Below are 16,235 nucleotides of genomic sequence, written 5' to 3'. Positions count from 1 at the left end.
GATGCGCGCTTACTGCACGGTGCGCTGACTTTCCTGACGCAGTTCCTGAACACCTTTCTGGGAATCCTTCAGAGCCTGTTCGGCCTTGGCGGCCTGAGCCTTGCGTTCTGCTACACGCGCATCCCATTCGGCCTGTTCGGCGAGGGTGCGAGCCTGTTCATACTTCTTGTCGTGCATGGCGATTTCGGCTTGTTTCAGCTTGTCCTGCGCCTGCTTCATTTCCACCGCAGCAAACTCGGTACCACCGGCGCTGACGGCGCTGTTGACCGCCGATTGGGTCACGGCGTACTGCTCGGTCGGTGGGTTACCGGCGCAACCGGCCAGAACGAAGCTGGTACCGATAGCCAGAGCAGCCAGTTTCAGACCGCGCAGGTGGGAGAACGAGGTTTGGGTCTTCATGGTCTTCAACTCCATTGTTTAACTCCTGATAAAACTGAAAATCCATCCTGGTCGAGGAGCCGCGAGCGTCGTGTAAAGCGAGTTTTTGAAACGCTCGTTCCAGGCGTGGTTACAGCTTCCGACCGGAGGCGTTTTTCAAAAGTTCAGAAAAGATGGCCTATCGCCAAATTTTTTTTTGACCAAACGGACAAGGCTCTAAACCGGGAACTTTGGAGGCGGGGAGAGGTACGCGCGGGGAAAATCAGGCAACTTTTCAAAAGGAAACACGACCCTGTAGGCCTTCGCCTGCTCGCGATAGCAGTGTGTCAGTCGGCATCAAAAGCCACAGGTACACCGCTATCGCGAGCAGGCTCACTCCTACAGTTTGATGTGTGTTGTGTCAGTGTTTTTGCTTGCCGGCAGCGGCGGACAAGTCCTGCAGATGCCGCCGCGACAGCGCCAGAAACCGCGGTGTCGGCCCGACGTCTTCATACAGCGGATCACCTTCCTCATCGGTGGCGACCACGGTCGAACCTTTCACATACGGCAGGCTCGCCTCGAACTCTTCAAGCGCGGCGCCGATCAGTTCGCCGAGCAGTTCTTCCGGGTGGCGTTTGGGGTACATCTCGGCAATCGCCGCCAGCCGCGCAGCGGCCTCGACGTCCAGATGAATCGTGTAGCCGGTGTCGGTCAGGCGACCCTTGGCGTTTTCTTCCCAATGCTGGGCGAGTTCACGAATTTTCATGATGACCTCATTTCGTGCCTGCTCGTGGCAGGCCTGGGTGAGTGTCCGGCGGGGCCGGCGGCAAGCCGTTGTACGGCTTGCTATTGAGACTAGCTCCAAGCCCCAAGGTTTAAAGTCCCTTCGTCGTCTGCTTGTAAGAAGCGCCGTAGAGCGGCACTCTCTGGGCAAAGCATTCGTTTCTGAGCCGTCCCGATTACCGCTGGAGAACTGCTGATGACCGATATTGATGCACGCTTGCGCGAGGACGTTCACCTGTTGGGTGAGCTGTTGGGCAATACCATCCGCGACCAGTACGGCGAGGGATTTCTCGACAAGATCGAGCAGATCCGCAAGGGCGCCAAGGCCGACCGGCGTGGCTCGATGGACGCTGAACTCAGCGCCAGCCTCAATCAGTTGAGCGAAGACGAATTGCTGCCGGTGGCGCGGGCGTTCAACCAGTTTCTCAACCTGGCGAACATCGCCGAGCAGTATCAATTGATTCATCGTCGCGAAGAGTCGCAGCCGGCGCCGTTCGAATCCCGCGTGCTCCCGGAACTGCTCGCCCGCCTGCGCAATGAAGGCCACAGCGCCGAATCCCTGGCCCGGCAACTGGCGCGCCTGGAAATCGAACTGGTGCTGACCGCGCACCCCACTGAAGTGGCGCGGCGCACGTTGATCCAGAAATACGACGCGATTGCCGGACAACTGGCCGCTCAGGATCATCGCGACCTGACCAGCGCCGAGCGCGAACAGATCCGCAACACCCTGCAACGGCTGATCGCCGAAGCCTGGCACACCGAAGAAATCCGCCGCACCCGGCCGACCCCGGTCGACGAGGCCAAGTGGGGGTTTGCGGTGATCGAACACTCGCTGTGGCAGGCGATTCCCAACCACATGCGCAAGGCCGATCAGGCGTTATTTGCTGCCACCGGCCTGCGTTTGCCACTGGAAGCGGCGCCGATCCGCTTTGCTTCGTGGATGGGCGGCGACCGTGACGGCAACCCGAATGTCACGGCAGCGGTGACCCGCGAGGTGCTGTTGCTGGCGCGCTGGATGGCTGCCGATCTGTACCTGCGCGATGTCGATCACCTCGCTGCTGAACTGTCGATGCAGCAGGCCAGCGACGCGCTCAAGGCCAAGGCCGGCGACAGCGCCGAACCCTATCGGGCGGTGCTCAAGCAATTGCGCGAACGCCTGCGCGCCACGCGCAACTGGGCCCATGCGTCGCTGACTGCGCCCACGCCGGCACCGGCCGACGTGTTGCACAACAACCGCGATCTGCTCGATCCGCTGGAACTGTGTTTCAACTCGTTGCACGAATGCGGCATGGGCGTGATCGCCGACGGGCCGTTGCTCGATTGCCTGCGCCGGGCGGTGACCTTCGGCCTGTTCCTGGTGCGCCTCGATGTGCGTCAGGATTCGACGCGACACAGCTCGGCGATGACTGAAATCACCGACTACCTCGGCCTCGGTCGCTACGAAGACTGGGACGAAGAGCAGCGCATCAGCTTCCTCACTCGCGAATTGAGCAATCGTCGGCCACTGCTCCCGGCGCATTTCAAACCGTCCGCCGACACCGCTGAAGTGCTCGCCACCTGCAAGGAAATCGCTGCCGCACCGAGTGCATCGCTGGGTTCCTACGTGATCTCGATGGCAGGCGCCGCCTCCGACGTGCTGGCGGTGCAACTGCTGCTCAAAGAGTCCGGTGTGCTGCGGCCGATGCGCGTGGTGCCGCTGTTTGAAACCCTCGCCGACCTCGACAACGCCGGGCCGGTGATGGAGCGTCTGTTGCTGCTGCCGGGTTACCGCGCCAGGCTGCAAGGCCCGCAGGAAGTGATGATCGGTTATTCCGACTCGGCCAAGGACGCCGGCACCACCGCTGCGGCGTGGGCGCAATATCGCGCCCAGGAGCGGCTGGTGGAGATCTGCCGCGAGCAGCAAGTCGAACTGTTGTTGTTCCATGGTCGCGGTGGCACCGTGGGCCGTGGCGGCGGTCCGGCGCACGCGGCGATTCTGTCGCAGCCGCCGGGGTCGGTGGCGGGGCGGTTCCGCACCACCGAGCAGGGCGAAATGATTCGATTCAAATTCGGCCTGCCGGACATCGCCGAGCAGAACCTCAATCTGTATCTGGCTGCCGTGCTGGAAGCGACGTTGTTGCCGCCACCGCCACCGACGCCCGAATGGCGCCACCTGATGGATGAACTGGCCGCCGACGGCGTCGCCGCGTATCGCGCCGTGGTGCGGGAAAATCCGCAGTTCGTCGAGTATTTCCGCCAATCGACGCCGGAGCAGGAGTTGGGACGTCTGCCCCTCGGCAGCCGCCCGGCCAAGCGCCGTGCCGGCGGCATCGAAAGTCTGCGGGCGATTCCGTGGATTTTCGGCTGGACCCAGACCCGTCTGATGCTGCCGGCCTGGCTCGGCTGGGAAACCGCGTTGAGCAAGGCGCTGGCGCGTGGCGAGGGCGAACTGCTCGGGCAGATGCGCGAACAGTGGCCGTTCTTCCGCACCCGTATCGACATGCTGGAAATGGTTCTGGCCAAGGCCGACGCCGACATCGCGCTGTCGTACGATCAGCGTCTGGTCGAGCCGGACTTGCTGCCGTTGGGCGCGCAGTTACGCGACCTATTGTCGCAGGCGTGCGCGGTGGTACTCGGCCTGACCGGCCAGTCGCAGCTGCTGGCACATAGCCCGGACACCCTGGAATTCATCCGTCTGCGCAACACCTATCTCGATCCGCTACATCTATTGCAGGCCGAACTGTTGGCCCGTTCGCGGCAACAGAATGTCGAGCAGGGCAGCCCGGTGGAACAGGCGCTGCTGGTGTCTGTGGCGGGGATCGCCGCCGGTTTGCGTAATACCGGCTAAGGTTTTTGCTGTCGTGTCAGGCGCCCGGTGCACAGGCCGGGTGTCGCTTTGTATACGGCGAGCAAGTGCGGGCAGGCGACAGTTAGTGATGGGGTTGCGACTTGGCTCACCGGGTCGCAAGGTCGCGGCAGGCGGCGGTTTCTCCGACTTTTGGCGTCTTGTGTGGGCGCAGCCTGCTGTGTATCTTGATCAGCCTTTGGCCGTTTGTGCGGCCACGACCCATATTTTTAAGATCCGCCCCAAGAGGCGAATCCTGTTGTTTTCTATATAAAAAATTGAGGAGCACATCGATGCGCGTCATTCTGCTGGGAGCTCCCGGGGCCGGTAAAGGTACTCAGGCTAAGTTCATCACCGAGAAATTCGGCATTCCGCAAATCTCCACCGGCGACATGCTGCGTGCTGCGGTCAAGGCCGGCACTCCGCTGGGCGTTCAAGCCAAGAGCATCATGGATGCCGGCGGTCTGGTGTCGGATGACCTGATCATCGCGCTGGTGCAGGATCGCATCGCTCAACCAGACTGCGCCAACGGCTTTCTGTTCGACGGTTTCCCGCGCACCATTCCACAGGCCGAAGCACTGGTAACCGCCGGTGTCGAGCTGGACGCCGTGGTTGAAATCGCTGTTGAGGACGAAGAAATCGTTCAGCGTATCGCCGGTCGTCGCGTTCACGAGGCCAGCGGCCGCGTTTACCACATCGTCTACAACCCGCCGAAAGTGGCTGGCAAAGACGACGTTACCGGCGACGACCTGGTGCAGCGCAAGGACGACACCGAAGAAACCGTGCGTCATCGCCTGTCGGTCTACCACTCGCAGACCAAGCCGCTGGTGGACTTCTACCAGAAGCTCTCCGCTGCCAACGGCAAGCCGAAGTACAGCCACATCCCGGGCGTTGGTTCGGTGGAAGCGATCACCGCCAAGGTGCTCGAAGCGCTGAGCTGAAAAAGCTGATTGGCTGCATCATCCTCGGCCCGCTTGCGGGCCGTAGTTGTTTATACTGACGCACTTTTTCCACCACCTGTTTTGGATACATCGATGAGCACCTTGCTGGCCCTGGACACCGCGACCGAAGCTTGCTCCGTTGCCTTGCTGCATGACGGCAAGGTCACGAGCCATTACGAGGTGATCCCGCGTTTGCACGCGCAGAAACTGCTGCCGATGATCCAGCAACTGCTGGCCGATGCCGGCACCACGCTGCAAGCGGTGAACGCCATCGCGTTCGGTCGTGGGCCGGGTGCGTTTACCGGCGTGCGGATTGCCATCGGTGTGGTGCAGGGGCTGGCGTTCGCGCTGGATCGTCCGGTGCTGCCGGTGTCGAACCTGGCCGTACTGGCGCAACGTGCGTATCGCGAACACGGCGTGAGCCAGGTCGCAGCGGCCATCGATGCGCGGATGGATGAAGTGTATTGGGGCTGCTACCGCGAAACCGCGGGCGAGATGCGTCTGGTCGGTGTCGAAGCGGTACTGCCGCCGGAAGTGGCGGCATTGCCGGCCGATGCCAGCGGCGAGTGGTTCGGTGCCGGTACCGGTTGGGGCTATGGTGAGCGGATCGCGGTCAGTCTGTCCGGTCAGGACGCCGGCATGCTGCCTCACGCTGAAGACCTGCTGACCTTGGCGCGGTTTGCCTGGGAACGCGGTGAGTCGATCCCTGCCGATGATGCGCAACCGGTTTATCTGCGCGACAAAGTCGCCACCCCGAAGGCTCGCTGATTCACCACAAAACCTGTGGGAGCGGGCTTGCTCGCGAAGAGGCCATGTCAGTCTCTATCCAGGTGCCTGACACACCGCTTTCGCGAGCAAGCCCGCTCCCACAGATCCGGTGTTCAATTAAAGTCACTGCCAATCGTCAGTTTCCAACCCCGCGCTTTAAACCTTTTACGCTTTATGTGTTCTAGTTATCACTCGGCAGTTTGCTAAGTCGGCCAAGTGCCGCTAAATTGCCATCATCGATACCGAGCATGAATTTATGCGTATAGACGGCCTCTCCTCTCAGTCCTACCCCATCAAGCGCAAGCCTCGCAAAGGCAATGTGGCGCTGGATGAATCCGTCGACGATATCGACGGCGAGCTGGAATTCCCGACTGAAGAGCAACTGGCCGCCCGCGCTGCCAAAGCCTCCGCACAACGCCTTGCCAATCTGCCTGCCCGTCAGCAAGACATGATTTATCACCGCGCCATGAGCAAGAGCGTAGCGATGGCCCTCGCCAGCTACCTGAGCACCGCCGGTTTTGTCGATTGGGATGCGGATGTGCTGGGCCTCGACCTGTACATCTGATGGATCTGCCTTACTACCTCGGTTGCCCGTCCTGGAGTGAAAACGCCTGGCGCGAGTATCTGTACCCCGAAGACGCCAAGACCGCGGACTTCCTCAGTCTCTATTCCCAAGTGTTCAACGCCGTCGAAGGCAACACGACCTTCTACGCCAGCCCTTCGCCGGCCACTGTGCAGCGCTGGGCCGAGACCATGCCCGAACACTTTCGCTTCACCGCCAAGTTCCCCGGCGACATCAGCCACAGCGGTGACCTGCGCGATCAACTGACTGCCGCCGAAACTTTCGTAAACCTCCTCAGCCCGCTCGGCGAACGTGTTTCGCCGCTGTGGCTGCAACTGTCGAAAAGCTTCACCCCGCATCGGCTGCCGGAGTTGACCGCGTTCATCGACGCGCTGGACCGACCGCTGGCGGTGGAAGTGCGTCACGAACAGTTCTTCGCCAAGGGTGAGAGCGAACGCCTGCTCAATCGCTTGCTGCTCGACCGTGGCGTAGAACGCATCTGCCTCGATCCACGGGCGCTGTTCAGTTGCCTGTCGACCGAGTCTTCGGTGATCCACGCGCAATCGAAAAAGCCCCGGGTACCGACCCGTCCGGCGGCGTTCACCCAGTTTCCGCAGGTGCGCTTCATCGGCCACCCGGAGCTGGAAGCCAACGATCCGTTCCTGGTGCCGTGGGTGGCGAAAATTGCCGAGTGGATCGAAGAGGGCCGCACGCCCTACATCTTCCTGCACACCGCCGACAACGTCATGGCGGCGAAGCTGGCGCAACGTTTTCACGCACAATTGATGCAACGTTTGCCTGGCCTGCCATCCCTGCCTGAGCTATACAGAGAACCCGCCGCCGAGCAACTCGGCTTGCTCTGAGGCGGATTTTCCCTGCTCAGGAGCCTGCCGATGGACGCCCACGCCCGTAACGAACAAGCCCGCAAAGCCCAAGCCTTCAAAGCCCTGCATGAAGGTGCGGGGATTTTCGTGATTCCCAACCCGTGGGATGCCGGCTCGGCGAAGATGCTCGCCAGTCTGGGCTATCAGGCGTTGGCGACCACCAGTGCCGGTTACGCATTTTCCCAAGGCAAGGCCGACGGCGCCTTGAGTCTCGATGACACCCTGGCCAATGTCCGGGCAATTGTCGCGGCCACCGATCTGCCGGTGGCGGTGGACCTGGAAAACGGTTTCGCCGATGACCCGGCCGAGTGCGCCAAAAGCTTGCTGCGTGCCGCCGAGGCCGGCGCGGTGGGCGGTTCGATCGAGGACGCCACAGGCCGTGCCGACGCACCGATTTACTGCTTTGAACATGCCGTGGCACGCATCGAAGCTGCCGTTGCCGCTGTGCGCACACTGCCATTTCCCTTCACCCTGACCGCTCGCGCGGAAAACTACCTGCACGGCAATCCCGATATCCACGACACTATTCGCCGCCTGCAAGCTTTCGCCGAGGCCGGCGCCGACGTGCTGTACGCGCCGGGTTTGCGTAACGCCGAAGAAGTGCTGGCGGTGGTGCGCGCAGTGGCGCCGAAGCCGGTCAATGTGTTGATGTCCGGCGGTTTGAAACTGACCGTGAAGGAGCTCGAAGAAATGGGCGTGCGGCGCATCAGTACCGGTTCGGCATTGGCCTTGGCGGCGTTCGGTGAGTTCTTCCGCGCGGCAGAAGAAATCCAGCAGCACGGCACCTTCGGCTTCACGTCGCAATCGATGCCGTACGCCAAGGCCAATCAGTTTTTCAAGGGCTGAGCATGGGTCGCTGGATCGCGCTGTCGGTATTGTTGATGATTGCTGGCGCCGTGGTCAGCGCCTGGCGCGGCTGGCTCGACGTACCGGCCGAGTGGAATCCGTGGGCGCCGCTGGACGTGACGGCCGCGCCGAACTGGCTGACCGGTTTCAAACTGATGCGCCTGCGCGGCAATCCCGAGTTATGCGCACAAGTCCTGAGCAACTCGGGTCTGCGCGTCACAGCGCAAGCCGACAGCCCCGACGCCAAGTGTCCTTTGATTGACGCCGTGCGCGTGCAGGGCGCAGAGGTGGCGCTGAGCAGCAGCTTCCTCGCCAGTTGCCCGCTGGCGGTGGCTTACGCGATGTTTGAGCGGCATACCCTGCAACCCGCCGCGCAATCTGTTTACGGGCAGAGGGTGACGCGGCTTGATCACCTCGGCAGCTTTGCCTGTCGCAATGTCTATAACCGCGAGAGCGGGGCGCTCAGCCGGCATGCCAGTGCCGATGCGCTGGACATTGCCGGTTTTCGTCTGGCGGACGGGCGCACTATCAGCGTGCTCAAGGACTGGCCGAAGCAGAATCAGGACGCACGGTTTCTGCGGCAGGTGCGCGACGGCGCTTGCGAGGCGTTCAGTGTGGTGTTGAGTCCGGATTACAACGCTGCCCATCGCAATCACTTCCATGTCGATGTCGGGCGCTGGAGCGTATGTCGCTGAGGTGTCAGGCGGCGAGGCGCAGGTTCTGCAACACGATCGGGCGCGCCCAGCCGTTATCGAAGTCCAGTGCCTTCTGTTGCTCGGCAATTTCTTCCGGCGGGAACGGCGGATAAGGTTTTTGCAGCAGATCGAGATCGAATTCGGCAATCGGCAGGTACAGCGGCTTTTTCTGCGGCGCCGGGCCAGGCTCTGGCACAGGCTGACCGTTGTTGATCACGATTGGCCGGACCCAACTGCTGTCGAAATCCTGCTGCTCTTGCTGAGCCTTGAGTTCTTCTGGCGGGAACGGTGGGAACGGCTTGTCCAGCAGGTCGGTTTCGAACTCGGCGATCGGCAGGAACAGCGGCTCCGGCGGACGCACTTCGGTGTCGACCACGTCGCACTGACGCTGCTCGACGATGTGCGCGTGCAGCTCGCTGCCCAGGGTCGGTTCTTCCGGGCTGTTCAGGTCAACCGGTGGAAAGGTGCCACAGGCCGGCACCACATCACTCGTCTGTTCGGCCAGGGCCTGGGCAAAGAAATCCTGCCACAGGTGACTGACGCCGCCCAATGCTTGAGTGTTATGACGGCTGAAGTCGCCCTTGGGCGAAATGTAGCCAATCGATGTGGGAAGAATGCCTGACATTTTTTTCGGTTGACGCTCAGCTCTGGCAAAATGCGCGTTGATTGGTTTATCGGCCACTTTTTGCCGATCCTTAACTTTTTTGAGCGTGTTTTCATGATTGAGCAACCCGCGGCCTGCCGCATCCATGTCCAGGCCCTTGCCCCGACGTTTGAAGCGCAGGCCGAGCAATGGGCCGAGCGTCTGGGCCTGCCGCTGCAGGTGGACGACGGCGAGTTCGCCTTGCAGGTCGGCGAGCAGGGTTTGCAGCTGCAACAGCTCGGCCCGGATGCACCGGGGCCGGTGCGCGTGGACTTCGTCGAGGGTGGCGCGGCGCATCGGCGTCTGTACGGTGGCGGCAGCGGGCAGATGATCGCCAAGGCGGTCGGCATCGCCCAGGGCGTGCGCCCACGGGTGCTGGATGCCACGGCGGGGCTGGGCAAGGACGCGTTCGTGCTGGCCAGTCTGGGCTGCGAGATGAGCCTGATCGAGCGTCAGCCATTGATCGGTGCGCTGCTGGAGGATGGTCTGGCGCGGGCGGCGGAAGATTTCGACGTGGCGCCGATTGTCGCGCGGATGAAGCTGCTCAAGGGCAACTCCATCGAAGTCATGCGCAACTGGGAGGGCGAGCCGCCGCAGGTGATCTACCTCGACCCGATGTTCCCGCACCGTGAGAAAACCGCGCTGGTGAAGAAGGAAATGCGCCTGTTCCGGCCACTGGTCGGGGATGATCCGGATGCACCGGCGCTGCTCGAAGCGGCATTGGCACTGGCGACGCATCGGGTGGTGGTCAAGCGTCCGCGCAAGGCGCCGTGCATCGAGGGGCCGAAACCGAGCCATGCGCTGGATGGTAAATCCAGTCGGTATGACATTTACCCGAAGAAAGCGCTCAAGGCTTGAGACCGAGTTGTCCCTTTCGCGAGCAAGCCCGCTCCCACATTGGAATGCATTTCAAATGTGGGAGCGGGCTTGCTCGCGAAGAGGGCAGCCGCCACACCGCAAAATCAGGGCCGATACGCCCGCATGAACAACCCCACCACTTCCTGCACGTGACTCTCTGAAGCCTCTTCGCTCAGCGGCTCACCGCAGCAATACAGCAAGCGAAAATTCCCCGCGCCCTTGATCAGGCAGAAGAAATGCTCGGCCGCATTGCGCGGCTGATCGATGCGCAGCGCGCCGGTCTCGTCGATGCGCTTCAGCAGCCGCTCCATCCCTTGCACCATGCGCTCGGGACCGGCTTCGAAGAAAATCTGCGACAACTTCGGATCTTGCGTACCCAGCGCCATCATCAAACGGTGCAGATTCACCGACTCGTCGCTGTTGATCAGCTGATGAAAGCCCCGGGCAATGTTCAGCAACACATTTTCCACGGGGATGCCGGCGGGCAATTCGAAGAACAGCGGCGGTAACTGCTCCTCGCATTTGGCCATCACCGCGGAGGAGAACAGCGTCTCCTTGTCGTTGAAGTGGCTGTAAACCGTCAGTTTCGACACGCCAGCCTCGGCGGCCACCGCGTCCATGCTGGTGTTGGCGTAGCCGTGACTCAGAAACAGGGTTTTCGCCGCATCGAGGATCGCCCGGCGCTTGGCCGGATCCTTCGGACGGCCCGGACCGTTTGGAGCTGAAAGATTGTTCGACATTCTTCGCTTTTAATACTGGACTGGTGAGTTTGCTATTAATACCATACCGGCCAGTATAAATATTCCAAGCACCATTAGCGAAAGGTCCGTCACCATGTTCCGCCATGCGTTGTGCTTTGCCGTGCCAGTCAGCCTGGCTTTTTTATTGTCCGCGTGCGGTCAGGAAGAGGCGACGCAAGTCAGCGTTCGACCGGCCATGGTGGTGCAGCCAGAGCCTTCGGCGCAGGCGATGGAAAGTTATCCGGGCGAAGTGCGCGCTCGCTACGAACCCGATCTGGCGTTCCGCATTGGCGGCAAAGTCAGCCGACGACTGGTCGAGGAAGGCCAGCGCGTCAAGGCCGATCAGCCACTGGCTGAGCTCGATCCGCAGGATGTGCGCCTGCAACTCGAAGCCACCCGCGCTCAGGTTGCCGCCGCTGAAGCCAATCTGAGTCTGGTGCGCGCCGAGCGTGACCGCTACAAGACCCTGATGGAGCGGCAGATGGTCAGCCGTTCCGCCTACGACAATGCGGAAAACCTCTACCGCTCCGGCGAAGCCCGTCTCAAGCAGATCAAAGCCGAATTCAACGTCTCGACCAACCAGGCCAGTTACGCCGTGTTGCGTGCGCCGCAGGACGGCGTGGTGGCCAAACGTTCGGTGGAAGTCGGGCAAGTGGTTGCCGCCGGGCAAACCGTGTTCACCCTCGCCACTGATGGCGAGCGTGAAGTGTCGATCAGCCTGCCGGAGCAGAGCTTCGGACGGTTCAAAGTCGGTCAGCCAGTGACCGTTGAACTGTGGACCCAGCAGAACCAGCGCTTCGCCGGGCAGATTCGTGAACTGTCGCCGGCAGCCGATCCGAAATCCCGTACCTTCGCTGCACGCATCTCGTTCACCAGTGGCAAAGTCCCGGCGGAACTCGGCCAGAGCGCCCGGGTGTTTGTGCAATCGGCGGATGCCGTGCCGCTGTCGGTGCCGCTCTCGGCGCTCACCGCGGAAAACGGCGCGACCTACGTCTGGGTCGTCAGCGCCAACAACACCCTGAAAAAGACCCCGGTGCGCATTGGCCCGTTCGGCGAGAAAAGCGTGCCGGTGCTCGAAGGCCTCAACGCCAGCGACTGGGTAGTCGCCGCCGGCGTTCACGTATTGCTCGAAGGTCAGCAGGTGCGGCCTGTGGATCGCTCCAACCGTGTGGTCAATCTGGCGGACAAGGAGTAAGTCCCGATGCGCTTCAACCTTTCCGAATGGGCGTTGCGTAATCGCCAGATCGTACTGTTCCTGATGCTTTTGCTGGCCATCGTCGGCGCGTTGTCCTACACCAAACTCGGCCAGAGCGAAGACCCGCCGTTCACCTTCAAGGCCATGGTCATCCAGACCCGTTGGCCGGGGGCGACCGCGCAGGAAGTCTCGCGTCAGGTCACTGAACGCATCGAAAAGAAACTGATGGAAACCGGCGAGTACGAACGCATCGTGTCGTTCTCCCGCCCGGGTGAATCCCAGGTCACCTTTATTGCCCGCGACTCCATGCATTCGGTGGACATTCCCGACCTCTGGTATCAGGTGCGCAAGAAGGTCAGTGACATTCGCCAGACCTTGCCGCCGGGGATTCAAGGGCCGTTTTTCAACGATGAATTCGGCACCACCTTCGGCAACATCTACGCGCTGACCGGTGACGGTTTTGACTACGCGGTGCTCAAGGATTACGCCGACCGTATCCAGATCCAGCTGCAACGGGTCAAGGATGTCGGCAAGGTCGATCTGCTTGGCTTGCAGGACGAGAAAATCTGGGTCGAGCTGTCCAACGTCAAACTCGCCACCCTTGGCTTGCCACTGGCGGCGGTACAGCAGGCACTGGAAGAGCAGAACGCGGTGTCCACCGCCGGCTTCTTCGAGACCGGCAGCGAGCGTGTGCAGCTACGGGTCTCGGGGAATTTTCAGACAGTCGACGAGATCAAGAACTTCCCGATCCGGGTCGGTGATCGGACGTTCCGCATCTCCGATGTGGCCGATGTGCGTCGTGGTTTCAATGATCCACCGGCGCCACGCATGCGTTTCATGGGCGAGGACGCCATCGGTCTCGCCGTGGCGATGAAGGGCGGCGGCGACATTCTGGTGCTGGGTAAAGCGCTGGAGGGCGAATTCTCGCGCCTGCAAAAGAACCTCCCGGCCGGCATGCAGCTGCGCAAGGTGTCCGACCAACCGGCAGCGGTGAAAACCGGTGTCGGCGAATTCGTCCAGGTGTTGGTCGAGGCGCTGGCGATCGTGTTGCTGGTGAGCTTCTTCTCCCTCGGTGTGCGCACCGGCATGGTGGTCGCGCTGACCATTCCGCTGGTGCTGGCGATGACGTTCGCCTGCATGTATTACCTCGGCATCGGCCTGCACAAAATCTCTCTCGGCGCGCTGGTGCTGGCGTTGGGCTTGCTGGTGGACGACGCGATCATCGCTGTGGAAATGATGGCGATCAAAATGGAGCAGGGCTTCGACCGGATCAAGGCTGCGAGCTACGCCTGGACCAGTACCGCGTTCCCGATGCTCACCGGCACGCTGATCACCGCCGCAGGCTTCCTGCCGATTGCCACCGCGCAGTCCGGCACCGGCGAATACACCCGTTCGATCTTCCAGGTGGTGACCATCGCGTTGCTCGCGTCATGGGTGGCGGCGGTGATGTTCGTGCCGTATCTGGGGGAAAAACTCTTGCCGGATCTGGCGAAGATTCATGCGGCCAAACACGGTACGACCGACGGGCAGGCCGACCCCTATGGCACGCCGTTCTATCAACGGGTCCGGCGTCTGGTGGAGTGGTGCGTCGCGCACCGTAAAACCGTGATTGTGCTGACGGTGGGGCTGTTTATTGCGTCGGTGATGCTGTTCCGTTTCGTGCCGCAGCAGTTCTTCCCGGCCTCCAACCGGCTCGAGTTGATGGTCGATCTGAAACTGGCTGAAGGGGCGTCGCTGGCCAACACCACGGCCGAGGTCAAACGGTTGGAGGCGATGCTCAAGGATCACGCCGGCATCGACAACTATGTGGCGTATGTCGGCACCGGTTCGCCGCGTTTCTACCTGCCGCTGGATCAACAACTGCCGGCGGCGAGCTTCGCCCAGTTTGTGGTGTTGGCGAAAAACATCGAGGAGCGCGAGACCCTGCGTACCTGGTTGATCGACACGTTGAACGAGCAATTCCCGGCCTTGCGTTCGCGGGTCACGCGTCTGGAAAACGGCCCGCCGGTTGGCTATCCGGTGCAGTTCCGCGTCACCGGTGAACACATCGAAGAGGTCCGCGCCTTGGCGCGCAAAGTGGCGGCCAAGGTGCGCGAGAACCCGCACGTGGTCAACGTGCACCTGGATTGGGAAGAACCGAGCAAGGTGGTGTACCTGAACATCGATCAGGACCGTGCCCGGGCGCTCGGTGTGAGCACGGCCAATCTGGCGAAATTCCTCCAGAGTTCGCTGACGGGTTCGAGTGTCAGCCAGTACCGCGAGGACAACGAACTGATCGAGATTCTGCTGCGCGGCACCGTGCATGAGCGCACCGAGTTGTCGTTGCTGCCGAGCCTGGCGGTGCCGACGGATAACGGGCGCAGTGTGGCGTTGTCGCAGATTGCCACGCTGGAATATGGGTTTGAGGAAGGCGTCATCTGGCATCGCAATCGGTTGCCAACGGTGACGGTGCGCGCGGACATTTACGGCAAGGAGCAGCCGGCGACGCTGGTGCAGCAGATTCAGCCGACGCTGGATCCGATTCGCGCCGAATTGCCTGACGGGTATCTGCTGGATGTTGGCGGTACGGTTGAGGACTCGGAGCGTGGGCAGAAGTCGGTGAATGCCGGGGTGCCGATGTTCATTGTGGTGGTGCTGACGTTGCTGATGGTGCAACTGCGCAGTTTTTCGCGCACGGCGATGGTGTTTCTGACGGCGCCGCTGGGGTTGATCGGGGTGGTGTTGTTTCTGATGGTGTTCCGCCAGCCGTTCGGGTTTGTGGCGATGCTGGGGACGATCGCGCTGTCGGGGATGATCATGCGTAACTCGGTGATTCTGGTGGATCAGATCGAGCAGGATATTGCCTCTGGTCTTAAGCCTTGGCAGGCGATTATCGAGGCGACGGTGCGGCGGTTTCGGCCGATCGTTTTGACGGCTTTGGCGGCTGTGCTGGCGATGATTCCGTTGTCGCGCAGTGTGTTTTTCGGGCCGATGGCGGTGGCGATCATGGGGGGGTTGATTGTGGCTACGGCTTTGACGCTTTTGTTTTTGCCTGCTTTGTATGCGGCCTGGTTCCGAGTGCGTCGCGACGCTTGATGGTTTTGGACGTGGCGGCCTTTGGGCCGACCATGTTCCTGGGTTTTGGGGGTTTATCCGTTTTTTTGGGTGTGGCGGCTGGCGGTTTCGCCCTTACGGCGAGTCACTTTTCCAGACGCCGAAAAGTAACCAAAAGGCTTGGCCCCGGCGTACGGCCCTCGCTTGGGCTCGGGTTCCTTCGTTGCGGGGTTCATCCGGGGGCATCGCCTCCGGTTTGCTTCGCTGCACCTCCTCTCGATGTGTTTGGCTGCGCCAAACGGTCGCTGCGCTCCCACCCCCGGATGAACCCCTCCACTCAGCCTGCCGATGGGGCCGGCACGGCAAGATCAAGAGCTGCAGCCGAGCTTGCGCTCATCCTGTTGAGTGGTGAAAAGCGTGCGGTCGGCTTTTGCTTTTCTGTAGGAGTGAGCCTGCTCGCGATGGCGGCCTGACAGCCGACCAATCTCCAACTGCCTGCACCCAATCCCACTGTAGGAGTGAGCCTGCTCGCGATAGCGGCCTATGAGCCGACCAATCTCCAACTGCCTGCACCCAATCCCACTGTAGGAGTGAGCCTGCTCGCGATAGCGGCCTATGAGCCGACCAATCTCCAACTGCCTGCACCCAATCCAAAATGTGGGAGCTGGCTTGCCAGCGATGGCGGCCTATGAGCCGACCAATCTCCAACTGCCTGCACCCAATCCCACTGTAGTAGTGAGCCTGCTCGCGATAGCGGCCTACGAGCCGACCAATCTCCAACTGCCTGCACCCAATCCCACTGTAGTAGTGAGCCTGCTCGCGATAGCGGCCTACGAGCCGACCAATCTCCAACTGCCTGCACCCAATCCCACTGTAGGAGTGAGCCTGCTCGCGATGGCGGCCTACGAGCCGACCAATCTCCAACTGCCTGCACTCAATCCAACTGTGGGAGCGGGCTTGCTCGCGAAGAGGCCCGCCCAGCCACCCAACCTCTTTGGTCTGTTTAAAAATCGCTCGCTGAGCTGTCGGTTAACCGCGTCCCCGATCAAGTCGATCCGCAAGGCTGACCCACAATAAAAAGCCCGCTGACCTTCACAGGTTCAGCG

At 61.6% G+C, this 16,235-nt stretch carries 15 protein-coding genes; 11 read left to right on the top strand and 4 right to left on the bottom strand.

The window, feature by feature from the left end:
• Window positions 1–9: 9 nt before the first annotated feature.
• Both LCH64_RS14075 and LCH64_RS14070 read right to left on the bottom strand, forming a co-directional pair.
• The gene (locus LCH64_RS14075; RefSeq protein WP_003222062.1) at window positions 10–414 is read right to left on the bottom strand and encodes a DUF4398 domain-containing protein; all 405 of its coding nucleotides are present in this window, start codon (window positions 412–414) and stop codon (window positions 10–12) included.
• Between the two features lie 364 nt (window positions 415–778).
• Window positions 779–1,123, bottom strand: a complete 345-nt coding sequence (locus LCH64_RS14070) for a hypothetical protein (protein ID WP_003222064.1) — start codon at window positions 1,121–1,123, stop codon at window positions 779–781.
• A 213-nt stretch (window positions 1,124–1,336) separates the two neighbouring features.
• On the opposite strand from LCH64_RS14070, the gene ppc reads away from it, so the two are divergent.
• From ppc to LCH64_RS14035, 7 genes are all read left to right on the top strand, one after another.
• Entirely contained in the window at window positions 1,337–3,967 is a 2,631-nt protein-coding gene (ppc, locus tag LCH64_RS14065; RefSeq protein ID WP_226500554.1) for a phosphoenolpyruvate carboxylase, read from the top strand.
• Window positions 3,968–4,257: 290 nt separating this feature from the next.
• A complete protein-coding gene (gene adk / locus LCH64_RS14060) occupies window positions 4,258–4,905 on the top strand; it encodes an adenylate kinase (protein ID WP_003222067.1) in 648 nt (215 codons plus the stop codon).
• A gap of 93 nt (window positions 4,906–4,998) precedes the next feature.
• Window positions 4,999–5,673 (top strand): tRNA (adenosine(37)-N6)-threonylcarbamoyltransferase complex dimerization subunit type 1 TsaB, encoded by a 675-nt coding sequence (gene tsaB, locus LCH64_RS14055; RefSeq protein ID WP_226500553.1) that lies wholly within the window; start codon window positions 4,999–5,001, stop codon window positions 5,671–5,673.
• A 256-nt stretch (window positions 5,674–5,929) separates the two neighbouring features.
• Window positions 5,930–6,238 (top strand): hypothetical protein, encoded by a 309-nt coding sequence (locus LCH64_RS14050; protein ID WP_003222071.1) that lies wholly within the window; start codon window positions 5,930–5,932, stop codon window positions 6,236–6,238.
• Window positions 6,238–7,098: a DUF72 domain-containing protein gene (locus LCH64_RS14045; protein WP_204894983.1), complete on the top strand. Its 861-nt coding sequence runs from the start codon at window positions 6,238–6,240 to the stop codon at window positions 7,096–7,098. The genes LCH64_RS14050 and LCH64_RS14045 overlap by 1 nt, the downstream gene beginning before the upstream one ends.
• Window positions 7,099–7,128: 30 nt before the next feature.
• Window positions 7,129–7,965: an isocitrate lyase/phosphoenolpyruvate mutase family protein gene (locus LCH64_RS14040; protein WP_226500552.1), complete on the top strand. Its 837-nt coding sequence runs from the start codon at window positions 7,129–7,131 to the stop codon at window positions 7,963–7,965.
• Window positions 7,966–7,967: 2 nt separating this feature from the next.
• The gene (locus tag LCH64_RS14035) at window positions 7,968–8,660 is read left to right on the top strand and encodes an extensin family protein (RefSeq protein ID WP_226500551.1); all 693 of its coding nucleotides are present in this window, start codon (window positions 7,968–7,970) and stop codon (window positions 8,658–8,660) included.
• A gap of 4 nt (window positions 8,661–8,664) precedes the next feature.
• Here the strand turns inward: LCH64_RS14035 and LCH64_RS14030 are convergent, their stop codons facing one another.
• On the bottom strand, window positions 8,665–9,285 hold the full coding sequence (locus tag LCH64_RS14030; protein ID WP_103485399.1) for an energy transducer TonB: 621 nt from the start codon (window positions 9,283–9,285) through the stop codon (window positions 8,665–8,667).
• A 96-nt stretch (window positions 9,286–9,381) separates the two neighbouring features.
• Here LCH64_RS14030 and LCH64_RS14025 point away from each other — a divergent pair, with 96 nt between their 5' ends.
• Window positions 9,382–10,161 (top strand): class I SAM-dependent methyltransferase, encoded by a 780-nt coding sequence (locus LCH64_RS14025; protein ID WP_226500662.1) that lies wholly within the window; start codon window positions 9,382–9,384, stop codon window positions 10,159–10,161.
• Window positions 10,162–10,265: 104 nt separating this feature from the next.
• Here LCH64_RS14025 and LCH64_RS14020 read toward each other — a convergent pair whose 3' ends face one another.
• On the bottom strand, window positions 10,266–10,901 hold the full coding sequence (locus LCH64_RS14020) for a TetR/AcrR family transcriptional regulator (protein ID WP_226500550.1): 636 nt from the start codon (window positions 10,899–10,901) through the stop codon (window positions 10,266–10,268).
• Window positions 10,902–10,995: 94 nt separating this feature from the next.
• On the opposite strand from LCH64_RS14020, the gene LCH64_RS14015 reads away from it, so the two are divergent.
• The 3 genes from LCH64_RS14015 to LCH64_RS14005 all read left to right on the top strand — a co-directional run bounded on the left by LCH64_RS14015 (window position 10,996) and on the right by LCH64_RS14005 (window position 16,206).
• Window positions 10,996–12,096 carry an efflux RND transporter periplasmic adaptor subunit gene (locus tag LCH64_RS14015; protein WP_226500549.1) on the top strand — a complete coding sequence of 367 codons (1,101 nt, stop codon included), beginning with the start codon at window positions 10,996–10,998 and terminating at the stop codon, window positions 12,094–12,096.
• A 6-nt stretch (window positions 12,097–12,102) separates the two neighbouring features.
• A complete protein-coding gene (locus LCH64_RS14010) occupies window positions 12,103–15,171 on the top strand; it encodes an efflux RND transporter permease subunit (RefSeq protein ID WP_226500548.1) in 3,069 nt (1,022 codons plus the stop codon).
• A 573-nt stretch (window positions 15,172–15,744) separates the two neighbouring features.
• The gene (locus LCH64_RS14005) at window positions 15,745–16,206 is read left to right on the top strand and encodes a hypothetical protein (RefSeq protein ID WP_226500547.1); all 462 of its coding nucleotides are present in this window, start codon (window positions 15,745–15,747) and stop codon (window positions 16,204–16,206) included.
• The last annotated feature ends 29 nt before the right edge of the window (window positions 16,207–16,235 follow it).

This window comes from Pseudomonas sp. MWU16-30322, from assembly GCF_020515535.1.
Classification (GTDB): domain Bacteria; phylum Pseudomonadota; class Gammaproteobacteria; order Pseudomonadales; family Pseudomonadaceae; genus Aquipseudomonas; species Aquipseudomonas fluorescens_H.
This window is presented reverse-complemented; position numbering and strand designations above follow the sequence as displayed.

Bases quoted from the DNA above. Each gene is read 5' to 3' on its own strand.
- LCH64_RS14010 (WP_226500548.1), top strand. From the start codon at position 12,103: ATGCGCTTCAACCTTTCCGAATGGGCGTTGCGTAATCGCCAGATCGTA.
- LCH64_RS14040 (WP_226500552.1), top strand. From the start codon at position 7,129: ATGGACGCCCACGCCCGTAACGAACAAGCCCGCAAAGCCCAAGCCTTC.
- LCH64_RS14075 (WP_003222062.1), bottom strand. From the start codon at position 414: ATGGAGTTGAAGACCATGAAGACCCAAACCTCGTTCTCCCACCTGCGC.
- LCH64_RS14030 (WP_103485399.1), bottom strand. From the start codon at position 9,285: ATGTCAGGCATTCTTCCCACATCGATTGGCTACATTTCGCCCAAGGGC.
- LCH64_RS14070 (WP_003222064.1), bottom strand. From the start codon at position 1,123: ATGAAAATTCGTGAACTCGCCCAGCATTGGGAAGAAAACGCCAAGGGT.
- LCH64_RS14050 (WP_003222071.1), top strand. From the start codon at position 5,930: ATGCGTATAGACGGCCTCTCCTCTCAGTCCTACCCCATCAAGCGCAAG.
- adk (WP_003222067.1), top strand. From the start codon at position 4,258: ATGCGCGTCATTCTGCTGGGAGCTCCCGGGGCCGGTAAAGGTACTCAG.
- tsaB (WP_226500553.1), top strand. From the start codon at position 4,999: ATGAGCACCTTGCTGGCCCTGGACACCGCGACCGAAGCTTGCTCCGTT.
- LCH64_RS14035 (WP_226500551.1), top strand. From the start codon at position 7,968: ATGGGTCGCTGGATCGCGCTGTCGGTATTGTTGATGATTGCTGGCGCC.
- LCH64_RS14020 (WP_226500550.1), bottom strand. From the start codon at position 10,901: ATGTCGAACAATCTTTCAGCTCCAAACGGTCCGGGCCGTCCGAAGGAT.
- LCH64_RS14005 (WP_226500547.1), top strand. From the start codon at position 15,745: ATGAGCCGACCAATCTCCAACTGCCTGCACCCAATCCAAAATGTGGGA.
- LCH64_RS14045 (WP_204894983.1), top strand. From the start codon at position 6,238: ATGGATCTGCCTTACTACCTCGGTTGCCCGTCCTGGAGTGAAAACGCC.
- LCH64_RS14015 (WP_226500549.1), top strand. From the start codon at position 10,996: ATGTTCCGCCATGCGTTGTGCTTTGCCGTGCCAGTCAGCCTGGCTTTT.
- ppc (WP_226500554.1), top strand. From the start codon at position 1,337: ATGACCGATATTGATGCACGCTTGCGCGAGGACGTTCACCTGTTGGGT.